The sequence below is a fragment of the Variovorax palleresanus genome, from assembly GCF_051144945.1.
Lineage (GTDB): Bacteria > Pseudomonadota > Gammaproteobacteria > Burkholderiales > Burkholderiaceae_C > Variovorax > Variovorax paradoxus_S.
In genome coordinates this window covers 602,845-614,721 of sequence record NZ_JBJNVP010000001.1, presented here as the reverse complement: position 1 = coordinate 614,721, position 11,877 = coordinate 602,845, and the positions used below count along the sequence as shown (strand labels likewise).

The following is an 11,877-nucleotide window of genomic DNA, read 5'->3' as shown; positions in this document are numbered from 1 at the left end:
TCATGCAGGGCGCGATCTCGACCTCACGCTCCTGGCTGGCCACCTTGGCCATCGGCTTGCTCTTGCTGACGGTCTGGCAGGTACTCGCCTCCAGCGGCGGCGGCAGCGCGCCAGCGGAGCTTTCAGACTACGACAAGCTGATGGGCAAGAGCCCCGGTGCAACCGTGGAGCGCTCGGCCATCCCGACGCCCGTCGACGTGTTCAAGCGCGCCGGCGAACTGTTTGCGGATCCATTCCGCCGCAACGGCGAGAACGACCTGGGCATTGCCTGGCACTTGCTCGATTCGCTCAGGCGCGTCTTCAGCGGCTACGCGCTGGCCGTGCTGGTCGGCGTTCCCTTGGGCTTCTTGCTGGGACTGGTTCCATGGCTGGGCCAGGCGCTGAATCCTTTCATCCAGCTGCTGCGGCCCGTCTCGCCCATGGCCTGGATGCCGCTCGCGCTCTACACGCTGAAAGACAGCGGCGCCTCGGCGATCTTCATCATCTTCATCTGTTCGATCTGGCCCATCCTGATCAACACCCTGTACAGCACCGCGAGCGTGCGCCAGGACTGGACCAATGTCGGCCGCGTCATCGGACTCACGCCCTTGGAGCGCGCGCGCAAGATCGTCTTTCCGGCGGCGGTTCCCATGATCCTGACGGGCATGCGCATCTCGATCGGCATCGCCTGGCTGGTGATCGTGGCGGCGGAAATGGTGGTGGGCCAGAGCGGCATCGGCTTCTTCGTTTGGAACGAATGGAACAACCTGCAGATCTCCAGCATCATCGTCGCCATCGTGATGATCGGCATTGTCGGCCTGGTGCTCGACCAGTTGCTGGGCGCATTGATGAAGCAGCTGAGCTTTCGCGAATGAAAGGGCAGACCATGTTGCGGCCAACTTTCCCGACTGTTTCGACTGCCTCGACCGCCACGCCCGGGTTTCTGCGCGTTCACAATGTGCGGCAGACCTTCAGCACGCCCAAAGGCGAATTTCCTGCGCTCAGCGAGATCAACCTGGAGATCCGCAGAGGCGAGTTCGTTGCATTGATCGGCCATTCTGGTTGCGGCAAATCCACGCTGCTCAATCTTCTGGCGGGCCTGGCATCGCCGACCGCAGGAACCGTCTCGTGCGACGGGGAGGTCATCCGCGGGCCGGGACCTCGGCGCGCGATGGTGTTCCAGAATCATTCTCTCCTGCCGTGGCTCAGTTGCTTCGACAACGTGCGCATGGCCGTGCGCAGCGTGTTTCGTGCGGAGTCTGCTTCCGCGGTCGATCGCCGCACCCAGGCGGCGCTCGAGATGGTCGGCCTGGCGCATGCCGCGCACAAGAAGCCCAGCGAAATCTCCGGCGGCATGAAGCAGCGCGTCGGTATCGCCAGGGCACTGTCGATGGAACCGCAGGTCCTGCTGATGGACGAACCCTTCGGTGCGCTCGACGCGCTCACGCGCGCCAAGTTGCAGGACGAGCTGCTCGGCATCGTCGAGAAAACCGAAAGCACCGTCGTCATGGTCACGCACGACGTGGACGAGGCGGTGCTCCTTGCGGACCGCATCGTCATGATGACCAATGGTCCCGCGGCACGGATCGGGGAGATCCTGGACGTCCCCATCGGGCGCCCGCGCGATCGCGTCAGCCTGGCGACCGATCCGACCTATGCGGAGTGCAGGCGCGCACTGATGGACTTCCTGTACCGGCGCCAAGCGCATGTCGAGCAGCCCACGGGCTGAGGTCGCCCTGGCAATCTTCCACGGCACTGTGCCCGGACTGAGAAGCGGCCATGCTCGGCTGCGCTTTCCCTTGTGTTGCCCATCTCGATGTGAAATGCTATCCAGAAACCACCGGCCGGTTGGGCCGATGGAGCAGGACTGCATACGACAACGCAAGAGAAGGCCGCATGACGACCAAGAAGGTACCCCTCGCCAATCTCGATTGGGACGATGTGCGCCTGTTCCTGCATATCAACCGTACCGGGAGTCTTTCCCAGGCGGCCAGGCAGCTTCACATCGATCATTCGACGGTCAGCCGCCGACTCTCGCAGTTGGAGCTTTGCCTGGGCGGCCCACTCTTCGAACGTCACCGCGCCGGACTCAAACCCACCGAGCTGGCACATGTCCTCGCGCTGCAGGCCGAGAACATGGAGCGGGCAGTGTTGTCGCTGCAAGAGGAACTCGGCGGAACCGACAGGGAGCCTTCAGGCAGTGTGCGTATTGCCATGATGGAAGGGATCGGCGCCATGTTCGTGGCTCGCCATCTCGAGCCGCTGCTGCGCAAGCACCCCAAGCTGCGCGTGGAACTGGTGACGTCTTCGTCCATCGTCAACGTGAGCCGCAGGGAAGCCGACGTCTTCGTCAGCTTTTTCAAACCGATTGGCCAGGGATTGGCCTGCGAGACGTCGGGCTCGTTCGCGTTGTACCTTTATGGCTCGTCGAGTTATCTCGAGAACCACGGAGTGCCCGCGAGTCTGGCCGATCTGCCAAAGCACCAGTTCGTGGGATACCTGGACGACCTGATCCAGCTCGACGCGGTCCGCTGGCTCGATGAACTGGTCGCAAGGCCTCCGATGAGCTTCCAGTCCAACAGCATGCTGGCGCAGATGGCCGCCGCAGCGTCCGGGCTCGGCCTGGTGCTGCTCCCCAAGTTCTCCGTGGTGAAGGAGGACACCCTGGTGCCGGTGCTTGCAGACACGGCGAGCGTGACGCGAACGCTCTGGGTGAGCGTGCACCACGACCTCCAATACTCGGCTCGCATCCGCGCTGTCACCGAGTACCTTCATCGGCTCTTCGAGTCGAAGCAAGACTGGCTCAACGGCCCCGCGGATGCGCAGCCGCGCGGCTAGCCGACATGCGTACGTGAGGACGCCTTGCCGCATCGGCGCAACCCGACGTGCGGATTTGCCCAGGGGGCGGCACAGGCGGCGCCCCATGTTCCGATACATTGAAGCTCCTGATCCTGCAGAAGAGTTCCCGCCATGTCTCAAGACATCAGCACCCGACTGATCCACCACGGCTACGTTCCACCGGCCGGCTACCAGGCGGTTCCGCCGGGCGTGTTCAAGGGCTCGACCGTCTTGTTCCCGAACGTGGCAACGGTGCGCGAACGTGCCAAAGCATTCGGCCACCGCGACGGGTACAGCTACGGCCTCTACGGCACACCGACGACGTACACGCTCGAACAGCGCCTGTGTACGCTCGAAGGCGGTCGGCACTGCCTGCTTTGTCCGAGCGGGCAGGCGGCCATCGCCTCGGTCAACCTCGGCCTGCTGTCGAGCGGCGACGAGATGCTTCTGCCCACCAACGTCTATGGGCCCTCGCTGCGCCATGCACGCGCGACGCTCTCGCAGATGGGCATCACCCATCAGTGCTACGACCCCTTGGACGTCGCCGATCTGCAGGCCAAGCTCAGCGGGCGTACCAAGCTCGTCTGGGTCGAGGCGCCAGGCTCGATTACCATGGAATTTCCGGACCTTCGCACACTGGTGGCAACGGCCAAGAACGCCGGTGCAATCGTCGCGCTCGACAACACCTGGGGGGCGGGCATCGCGTTCGCGCCGTTCGAGATGGGCGTGGACATCAGCGTTCACGCCCTGACCAAGTACCCTTCAGGCGGTGCCGATGTCTTGATGGGCTCGATCATCACCAACGACGACAAGCTGCATGACAAGCTCCGCGTCGCCTACCTGGACCTGGGCATGGGCGTGGGCGCCAACGATGCAGAACTGGTGCTGCGGGGCTTGGCGTCCATCAAGGCTCGCTACGACCTGCACGACGCCACGGCTCGGGCGCTCGCCTCATGGATGGCCGGGCAGGACGGCATCCGCAGGGTCCTGCATCCCGCTCTGGAATCATGCCCGGGGCACGAACACTGGGCGACGCACTGCAGCGCAGCCGCCGGCCTCTTTTCAGTGCTCATCGACGAGTCCCGTACCCCCGCACAAGTCGATGCTTTCTGTGACCGTCTTCGGTTGTTCGGCATTGGCCTGTCGTGGGGCGGTCCCATGAGTCTGGTCATGCCCTATGACATGGGAAGCATCCGCAGCGGCAAGCAGAGCTATGCGGGACATCTGCTGCGCTTCTCGATCGGCCTGGAGAGCGTTGACGATCTGCGGGAAGATCTGGCGCAGGCCTTGACCGGGGCGACCCGCTAACCCATCATCGCCGCAGCTGCCTTGATTGCTTCGCGGATGCGGCCGTAGGTGCCGCAGCGGCACACGTTTTCGATGGCGTCGATCTCGGCGTCGGTGGGGTTGCGGGTGCGCCGCAACAGATCGACTGCCGCCATGATCTGTCCTGGTTGGCAGAAGCCGCATTGCGGCACGTCGAGGTTCATCCAGGCCTGCTGCACCGGATGCAGCGTGGTTCCGTTGGCCAGACCTTCGATGGTCGTCACCCGCCGGCCACGCACGTCCGCCACCCGCGTCGAGCAGGCGGTGACCGCCTTGCCGTCCACATGGCAGGTGCAGGCCTTGCACACGTTGATGCCGCAGCCGTACTTCGGACCCGTGATGCCGAGCTTGTCGCGCAGCACCCACAGCAACGCCATATCGTCAGGCGCCTCGACGTCGACGTTGCCGCCGTTCACCTTGAAAGATTGCACGGGCATGATGGAGCTCCTCAGGTGCGGACCGGCACGGTGACCGGCGTGGGCAGCTTGCCCGGGGGGATGGGGGTGAAATCGACGGGGAAGTTCAGCGGAAAACTTCGCGGCTTCTTGCCGGTGGCGCGCGCATAGGCATTGGCGATTGCGCCCGAGCTGGCCGACAGGCCCACTTCACCCAGACCGCCGATCGCCTCGCCACTGCTGGACGGCATGATGATGACCTTCACGTCCTTCGGGTAGTTCTTCATCCGCGCAAAGTGGTATTGCGAGTAGCTGCCTTCCAGCGGCAGGCCGTTCTGGATGTGCAGGCCGGCCGTCAGCACGATGGAGATCGATTCGCACAGGCCGCCCTGCATCTGCGCCTCGATGCCCGAGGGGTTGATGGGCGTGCCGACGTCAATCGCGATGGTGGCGCGCGTCACCTTGAGGTCGGTCGGCACCCGCGCGTCGATCTCGACGATACAGGCCGTGAAGGACTTCGATTCCTGGTGCACACCCACGCCCTGCGCGAAGCCCGCCGGCATGGCCTTGCCCCATTGCGCTGCCTCGGCTACCGCCTTCAGCACCGCCCGTGCGCGCGGCAGGCGCAGGTATTCGAGGCGGAAGGCCACGGGGTCCTTGCGCAACGCCCTGGCCATCTCGTCGACCAAAATCTCTTCCACCAGGCGCGAGGGCTGGATGTGCACCGAACGGTAGGAGCAGGTGTTGATGTCCATCGCCACCGGCGTCAAGAGCTTGGTGGTGACGCCGAAGTTGTACGGCGAGCTGACCATGGTCTTGAACATGGTTTGCTCGACGGCGAAGTTGCCCACCGTCTGCGGAAAGCCATTGGGCAGCGCGATGGCCGCGGCCCCCAGCATCTCGCCGAAGCCATGGCGCGTATCGAGCCGCACGCCGGCGATGCGCTGCTCGAAAGAGATGACCTGGCCCAGCAGCATCGTCGCGCGCGCCCGATGGAACATGGGCGGGCGCACGCGGCCGTGGCGCATGTCGTCGGTGCGGTGGTACATCAGGCGGCAGGGGCGGCCCAGCGCCTTGGAGATCTGTACCGCTTGCAGCGTCGCGTCCCAGAACAGCCGGCGCCCGAAGGAGCCGCCCGAGGGCACGGCATGCACCTTGACCTTGTCCAGCGGCAAGCCCAGATCGGCTGCCACCGCCTGCTGCGTGACGATGGGGCTCTGCAGGCCGGACCAGATCTCCGCCCGGTCGGCGCGCACATCGGCGATGGCGCATTCCGTTTCCATCGGGCAGTGCGAGACCGCCGCGAACTCGAACTCTCCCTCGACCGTCAGCGCGCCCAGCGGCGGCAGCAGGAAGGGCAGCAGCGCGGATTTCAGCTTCTGCTGGATGCTGGCATTGGACTCGCCGGCGACTGAGCTTGCGCTCCAGGTGACGTCGAGCGCATTCACCGCGGCCCAGGCCTGCCCGAATGTTTCGGCCATCACCGCCACGCCGGGCGGCGTGGGCACGATGCCGTTCGTGGCGGGAATCGGCGCAATGCCCAGAACGCCCGGCATGCCCATCACCGCGGTCGTGTTGTTGATGCGAACGAACTGGCCGTTGATGGTCGGTGGCCGGCACACCATGGTGGGCTTCGCGTCGGGCACGGCCTGGTCGAGCGTGAACTTCTTGCGTCCGGTCACGATGTCCAGCGCGTCGAGCCGCGTCACGCGTTGGCCGACCACCGCGCTCCCGGAGCCCGAGGGCTGCCCACCCAAACCGCCGAGCAACGGCATGCCCGCATGCAGCGAACGCACGCTCGACGAGCCTCCGGTGAGCTGGTTGTAGAACAGCTCGGGGCTGGCGTCGGCGGAGCCGACCTCGATCGCGTTCAGCGGCAGACCCAGCTTGTCCGCCAGCATCATGGCGGCGGCGGTGGCGATGCCCTGGCCCGATTCGAAGCGCGGAAGCTCCAGCCGGACGCGGCCGTTCCCGATGTTGCTGATCTTGACAAGCGGCATGGTCGGCAGCGCCGTGACCGTCACTGCATCGCCGATGTCGAGCTGGTCGGTCGTGTCGGGTGGCGTCATCGGCAGTATCGCGGCATTGGCCGACGAGGGCGCCGCCAGCCCGCCGAGTCCGGCGACGGCTGACAGCAGGGGCGCGGAAGCCGCGTACCCCAGCAGATTGCGCCTGCGCATGCCGGGCGATTCATCATCGTGATGCGGTGCACTCGCGGGGCCCGCGGCGGATTCCGGATGTTCCATCCTTGTCTCCTGTCTTCTGGTTGTGGCGAACAGGAGTCAATATGTCATGATCGCCGCGCCAAAAATGTCGTTTCAGAGACATTACTTACGGGCGTGTTCGCCGGCCTCCCCACGAGGCCCGGCGCGCAGAAGAGCGAGCAACCAACAAGCGAGTGGGAAGCACGTATGCCGTCGAAGGCCATGGAGACCATGCTCCGCGAGAGCTTGTGGGCGCAGACCCTGACCGCCGAGGAGCTCGACCGCGTGGTGCGCGAATCGCATGAGCGCGAGGCACCGGTTGGCGGCTTTGTCATGCGCCAGGGCGAGCCGGCCGATCTGTGGTTCGGCGTGATCGAAGGCCTCGTGAAGATGTCGGTCTCGCAGGCCGATGGCCGCGTCTCCACTTTCACCGGCGTGACCTCCGGCGGCTGGGCCGGCGAAGGCTCGCTGCTGAATCCCGGCCCGTGGCGCTACGACGGCGTGGCCATGCGCCCGACGCGCGTGGCCTGCGTGCCGCGCCACACCTTCGAGCGCCTGGTGTCGACGAACCTCGGCTTCAATCGGTTCCTGCTGTCGCACATCAACGCTCGCCTGAGCCTGTTCATCGGGCTCATGGAGTTCGACCGCTTGCTGGGCCCCGACGCGCGTGTCGCACGCTGCCTGGCCAGTCTGTTCGATCCGATTCTTTATCCGCAGGCGAGCACCTTCGTGCGCCTGAGCCAGGATGAGATCGGGCTCTTGTCAGCCGTCTCTCGCCAGCGCGCCAACAGGGCACTGCATGAACTCGAGCGCGCGGGCTTGCTGCGGGTGGAGCATGGCGGCGTCGAGGTGATCGACCTTGGAGGTTTGCGCAGCTACCTTGGGGAGGAGGGCACCCTGGCACCGTCGCCCGGCCGCTGAGAGTCGAAGGCTCGCTTCAAGATCATTCTTCTCGAAGAATTGGGCGCAGCTACAAGCCCGAAGACAGCGGCTCCTTGGAACGCGGATCCGCGACGTGTTCGGGCAATAAGGCCGGGCTCGTCAAATCGACTCGGTCGAGCGTCGTAGCTCGCGGTACAGCGTCGCGCGGCTGATGCCCAGCCGGCGCGCGGCCTCGTCCTTGTCGCCGGCGGTCTCCGCGAGCGTCTTCTGTATGCAGGCATCGCGCTCGCGGTCAAGGTGTGCTTGCAACGTGGTCGTTGCCGTTGTTCCCCGCTGGCCGGCAACGGCCTGCGGGTGCTTCGCGGCGGGCACTTCCGGCAGCCCGGGCTCGCCCGAGAGCAGAAAGCGCAGCAGAGCAGCCTCAAGTTGCCGCACGTTGCCCGGCCAGTCGAAGGCCAACCATCGCGCGCGAACGGAAGAGGGCACACGGCGCCCCGGCAGGCCTTCGCGCAGCGCGATGCGCTCGAGCAACTGCTCGGCCAACCACTCCAGGTCGTCGCGCTCGCGCAGCGCGGGCATGTGCACGCCGAGCACATTGAGCCGGTAGTACAGGTCGGCCCGGAACTGGCCCGCGCCCACGCGCTCCTGAAGGTCGCGATGGGTGGCGCAGACCACGCGGGTGTCGATCGGGATCGGCGATACGCCACCCACACGCACGATCTCCTGGTTCTGCACGGCACGCAAGAGGCTGGCCTGCAGGCTGAGGGGCATGTCGCCGATCTCGTCGAGAAACAGCGTGCCGCCGCTCGCGAGTTCGAACTTGCCGGGCTTGCCGCGCGTTCGCGCCCCGGTGAAGGCACCGCCTTCGTAGCCGAAGAGCTCCGCATCGATCAGCGATTCCGGAATGGACGCGCAGTTGACCCACACGAACGGACGCCGGGCGCGCGGCGACAGCGCGTGGATTGCGTTGGCCGCCAGTTCCTTTCCGCTGCCGGTCTCGCCCTGGACGAGCACGGGCAGCGAGAGCGGCGCGGCCTGTTCGATGGCCGCGCGCACCGCGTCCATCCGGGCGCCTTGGCCCAGGATGTCGTCGAGGCCGTAGCGCGCGGTCCACGGCGTGGGCGGGCTATGGATGGCGCGCCCCTGGTCGCCGACGACAGCGACCGCCTTTTTCAGCGCCGCCATGTTGGAGAAGAGCGCCAGACCGACAGCGCCAATGATTCGCTCGTCCTGGTAGACGGGCACCTGCCGCGCGAGCAACTGGTGGCCCCGCACTTCGAGCGGCATCATGGTCACGGAGAGGTCGCCGCGCGCCACGTGGTGCAGGCGCGTCTTCGGCGACACGACATCGGTGATGTGTCGGCCGATGAAGTCTTCCTGGGGGCCGCCCAGCAGGCGGCAGTAGGGCGCATTGATGAGCACGACGCGGCCATTGGTGTCGACCGCCACCAGGCAGTCGGACACATGGTCGAGCACGCGGCGCAGGAACTCTGCCTCGTTCTGGCCGGAGCCGAACCATTCGGGAAAGGGCATTTTTCGTCTCGTAGTTGCGACATTAAGACTCAATACTGAGACTAAGGCATGGGTTCCAAGCCGTCAATCAAAGCCGTGTTGAGCATTTGTCCAAGCAAATCAAGCACTTGTCGAAATTGCGAAGAGGTCGGTCGAGCGGGCCTCCGAATTGCTCTGTGCCCTCCGTCCCGCAGTCGAAGCGGCGCGGCGGCTTCCGTCCTTTCACCTGGAAATGCACATGAACGACATCATTTCAATCGGAGACATGCACGTGCGCGTGGCGGGCCACGGCCCGGCGCTCGTCTTTTGCCACGGCTTCACCACGACCGGGGAGTTCTGGCGCCAGCAGATGGGCGCGTTCTCGCACGACCACCGATTGGTAGTGCCCGATCTGCCTGGCCACGGCCGCTCGGCATCACCACGCTCGCGCCGCTACACGATCGACGCGTTCGTGAACGACCTCGTGCTGCTGTTCGACAAGCTGCATCTCGACGATGCCATCCTCGTGGGGCTGTCGATGGGCGGCACGATCGCCCAGCGTTTCGCGCTCGCGCACCCGAGCCGCTTGCGCGCGCTGGTGCTGGTGGGCGCCACGCCGCACGGGCTCGGCCCTGACGTGAACGTGAAGAATGTGCTGCACGCCATCGACACCCTGGGTGTCATTGCGGCGAGCCAGGCGGTGATCGACCGCTCGTTCGCCTCCGCCGCCTCGGCCGAGCTGGTGGCCTTCGCGCGCGAACAGGTGGCGCAGACGCCGGAATTCGTCGCCCGCGAAGCCATCGTTTCGCTCAACGAGGCCGACAGCCGCGCGCAACTCGCAAGCCTGGCGTTGCCGACGCTCGTCGTCTGCGGCGAGGAGGACGCCATCACGCCGCCGGCTGAGTCGCATGCGCTCGCCGCCGGCATTCCCGGCGCGACACTGAAGCTGGTGCCCAGTGCCGCGCATTTTCCGATGCTCGAGCAGCCCGAGAGTTTCAATGCGATCCTGCGCGACTTCATCGCCCGCATCGACAAGCGGAGCGGCGCTTGACGCGCGTCCGCCATACATCAAGGAGTATGGACATGACAACAGCAGTTGAGACTTCCCCCGCCACGCCCGAGCGTTCGCGTGAAACGCGCCGAGTGGTCTTCGCCGCCGCGCTCGGCACCGTATTCGAGTGGTACGACTTTTTCATCTACGGCAGCCTCGCCGTGTTCTTCGGTGGGTTGTTCTTTCCGAAGGGCAACGAGTCGGCGGCCATTCTCGCGTCGCTTGCGACCTTCGGCGCAGGCTTCGTGCTGAGGCCCTTCGGTGCGATCATCTTCGGGCGGCTGGGCGATCTGGTCGGGCGCAAGAAGACCTTCCTGGTGACGATGATGATCATGGGCATTGCCACCGCCACGATCGGATTCCTGCCGACGTTTGAAACCATCGGCTGGGCCGCGCCCGCCATCCTGGTGCTGCTGCGTCTTCTTCAAGGCCTGGCAATCGGCGGCGAGTTCGGCGGTGCGGTCACCTACATCGCCGAGCATTCCGATCCGCGGCGCCGCGGCTTCATGACGAGCTGGCTGCAGATCACCGGCACCATTGGACTGCTTGTTTCCCTGGGCGTGATCCTGATGCTGCGCTCGTCGATGTCCGTCGAGTCCTTCGCCTTGTGGGGATGGCGCGTGCCGTTCCTGCTGTCCATCGGGCTGCTCGCGTACTCGCTCTACGTGCGCATGCGGCTGGAGGAGTCGCCGGTGTTCCTCGAGATGAAGGCGCACGGCAAGGGCTCGCGCAACCCGGTCAAGGACACCTTCGGCAACCCCCGCACCCTGCGCATCGTGCTGGTAACGATCTTCGGCGCCGTGGCCGGGCAGGCGGTGATCTGGTACACCGCGCACTTCTACAGCCTGCAATTCCTCACCGCGACGCTCAAGCTGCCGCCGCAGTCCGCCTACGCCTACCTCACGATCGCCCTGGTGCTGGCCACGCCGTTCTTCGTGCTGTTCGGCTGGCTGTCCGACCTGATCGGGCGCAAGTGGATCATGCTGACGGGCTGCCTGCTTTCCGCAATCCTGTTCATGCCGCTTTTCCAGGGCATGGCCAAGTACGGCAATCCGGCCCTGGAGGAGTTCCGCGCCAGCACCCAGGTCGTCATCGAAGGCGGCGACTGCCGTGAGGACCAGTCCTTCGTCGGCCAGCTGTTCCAGCCGAAGGCGACCAAGCCGTGCACGCGCGCCCGCTCGTTCCTGGCTGCGCAAGGCGTGCCGTACACGTTGCGGCCGCAGGCAGGCGAGCTGCAGTTCGTGGTCGCCGAAACGACGCTGACCGGTTTCGATGAAGCGGCTCTGCGCCGCGTGCTGGTCGAGCGCGGCATGCCGCTCACGGCCGATCCGGCACGCGTGGATGCCCCAATGGTCGTGCTGATGCTGTTCATTCTGGTGCTGCTCGCGACCATGGTGTACGGCCCGATGGGCGCGTTCCTGGTCGAGCAGTTTCCAACGCAGGTGCGATACAGCGGCGTCTCCGTGGCTCTGCAGTTCGGCAATGGCTGGATCGGCGGCTTCGCGCCGTTCATCGCCACTGCGATGGTCGTGAGCAGCGGCGATATCTTCCGCGGCCTCATCTACACGATTGGCGTATCGCTGCTTACGCTGGTTATAGGAGCGATCTGCATCCGTGACCGCCGGGGGCTCGACATGCGCGAGCCGATAGCCACAACGGAAACGCCGCATGCCGCTTCGAAGCTCGCTGCGTCGCAACAGTAGCCCGGACC

At 65.6% G+C, this 11,877-nt stretch carries 10 protein-coding genes; 7 read left to right on the top strand and 3 right to left on the bottom strand.

Annotation, left to right across the window (positions count from 1 at the left end; all coding sequences use genetic code 11):
• Positions 1 to 2: 2 nt before the first annotated feature.
• From ntrB to ACJ7Z0_RS02855, 4 genes are all read left to right on the top strand, one after another.
• Positions 3 to 854 carry a nitrate ABC transporter permease gene (ntrB, locus tag ACJ7Z0_RS02870; RefSeq protein ID WP_434788584.1) on the top strand — a complete coding sequence of 284 codons (852 nt, stop codon included), beginning with the start codon at positions 3 to 5 and terminating at the stop codon, positions 852 to 854.
• Positions 855 to 865: 11 nt separating this feature from the next.
• Positions 866 to 1,708 carry an ABC transporter ATP-binding protein gene (locus ACJ7Z0_RS02865; protein WP_434788760.1) on the top strand — a complete coding sequence of 281 codons (843 nt, stop codon included), beginning with the start codon at positions 866 to 868 and terminating at the stop codon, positions 1,706 to 1,708.
• A gap of 167 nt (positions 1,709 to 1,875) precedes the next feature.
• A complete protein-coding gene (locus ACJ7Z0_RS02860; protein WP_434788583.1) occupies positions 1,876 to 2,817 on the top strand; it encodes a LysR family transcriptional regulator in 942 nt (313 codons plus the stop codon).
• Between the two features lie 132 nt (positions 2,818 to 2,949).
• Positions 2,950 to 4,125 carry a PLP-dependent transferase gene (locus ACJ7Z0_RS02855; RefSeq protein WP_434788582.1) on the top strand — a complete coding sequence of 392 codons (1,176 nt, stop codon included), beginning with the start codon at positions 2,950 to 2,952 and terminating at the stop codon, positions 4,123 to 4,125.
• Here the strand turns inward: ACJ7Z0_RS02855 and ACJ7Z0_RS02850 are convergent.
• Together ACJ7Z0_RS02850 and ACJ7Z0_RS02845 are read right to left on the bottom strand one after the other, a co-directional pair.
• Positions 4,122 to 4,580 carry a (2Fe-2S)-binding protein gene (locus ACJ7Z0_RS02850; protein WP_431120785.1) on the bottom strand — a complete coding sequence of 153 codons (459 nt, stop codon included), beginning with the start codon at positions 4,578 to 4,580 and terminating at the stop codon, positions 4,122 to 4,124. The genes ACJ7Z0_RS02855 and ACJ7Z0_RS02850 overlap by 4 nt on opposite strands.
• Positions 4,581 to 4,591: 11 nt before the next feature.
• Positions 4,592 to 6,784: a xanthine dehydrogenase family protein molybdopterin-binding subunit gene (locus ACJ7Z0_RS02845; RefSeq protein ID WP_434788581.1), complete on the bottom strand. Its 2,193-nt coding sequence runs from the start codon at positions 6,782 to 6,784 to the stop codon at positions 4,592 to 4,594.
• 165 nt (positions 6,785 to 6,949) lie between these two features.
• Here ACJ7Z0_RS02845 and ACJ7Z0_RS02840 point away from each other — a divergent pair, with 165 nt between their 5' ends.
• The gene (locus tag ACJ7Z0_RS02840; protein ID WP_434788580.1) at positions 6,950 to 7,663 is read left to right on the top strand and encodes a Crp/Fnr family transcriptional regulator; all 714 of its coding nucleotides are present in this window, start codon (positions 6,950 to 6,952) and stop codon (positions 7,661 to 7,663) included.
• Between the two features lie 120 nt (positions 7,664 to 7,783).
• On the opposite strand, the gene ACJ7Z0_RS02835 is transcribed toward ACJ7Z0_RS02840, so the two are convergent.
• The gene (locus tag ACJ7Z0_RS02835; RefSeq protein ID WP_434788579.1) at positions 7,784 to 9,157 is read right to left on the bottom strand and encodes a sigma-54 interaction domain-containing protein; all 1,374 of its coding nucleotides are present in this window, start codon (positions 9,155 to 9,157) and stop codon (positions 7,784 to 7,786) included.
• A gap of 217 nt (positions 9,158 to 9,374) precedes the next feature.
• On the opposite strand from ACJ7Z0_RS02835, the gene ACJ7Z0_RS02830 reads away from it, so the two are divergent.
• Positions 9,375 to 10,166 (top strand): alpha/beta fold hydrolase, encoded by a 792-nt coding sequence (locus ACJ7Z0_RS02830; RefSeq protein WP_434788578.1) that lies wholly within the window; start codon positions 9,375 to 9,377, stop codon positions 10,164 to 10,166.
• Positions 10,167 to 10,198: 32 nt separating this feature from the next.
• Positions 10,199 to 11,869, top strand: coding sequence for an MFS transporter (locus ACJ7Z0_RS02825; protein WP_434788577.1), 1,671 nt, complete (start codon positions 10,199 to 10,201; stop codon positions 11,867 to 11,869).
• Positions 11,870 to 11,877: the final 8 nt, after the last annotated feature.

What these genes read in the sequence shown, in the direction of transcription:
- ntrB (WP_434788584.1), top strand. Translation starts at nt 3, where the DNA reads ATGCAGGGCGCGATCTCGACCTCACGCTCCTGGCTGGCCACCTTGGCC.
- ACJ7Z0_RS02825 (WP_434788577.1), top strand. Translation starts at nt 10,199, where the DNA reads ATGACAACAGCAGTTGAGACTTCCCCCGCCACGCCCGAGCGTTCGCGT.
- ACJ7Z0_RS02855 (WP_434788582.1), top strand. Translation starts at nt 2,950, where the DNA reads ATGTCTCAAGACATCAGCACCCGACTGATCCACCACGGCTACGTTCCA.
- ACJ7Z0_RS02845 (WP_434788581.1), bottom strand. Translation starts at nt 6,784, where the DNA reads ATGGAACATCCGGAATCCGCCGCGGGCCCCGCGAGTGCACCGCATCAC.
- ACJ7Z0_RS02865 (WP_434788760.1), top strand. Translation starts at nt 866, where the DNA reads ATGTTGCGGCCAACTTTCCCGACTGTTTCGACTGCCTCGACCGCCACG.
- ACJ7Z0_RS02830 (WP_434788578.1), top strand. Translation starts at nt 9,375, where the DNA reads ATGAACGACATCATTTCAATCGGAGACATGCACGTGCGCGTGGCGGGC.
- ACJ7Z0_RS02860 (WP_434788583.1), top strand. Translation starts at nt 1,876, where the DNA reads ATGACGACCAAGAAGGTACCCCTCGCCAATCTCGATTGGGACGATGTG.
- ACJ7Z0_RS02840 (WP_434788580.1), top strand. Translation starts at nt 6,950, where the DNA reads ATGCCGTCGAAGGCCATGGAGACCATGCTCCGCGAGAGCTTGTGGGCG.
- ACJ7Z0_RS02835 (WP_434788579.1), bottom strand. Translation starts at nt 9,157, where the DNA reads ATGCCCTTTCCCGAATGGTTCGGCTCCGGCCAGAACGAGGCAGAGTTC.
- ACJ7Z0_RS02850 (WP_431120785.1), bottom strand. Translation starts at nt 4,580, where the DNA reads ATGCCCGTGCAATCTTTCAAGGTGAACGGCGGCAACGTCGACGTCGAG.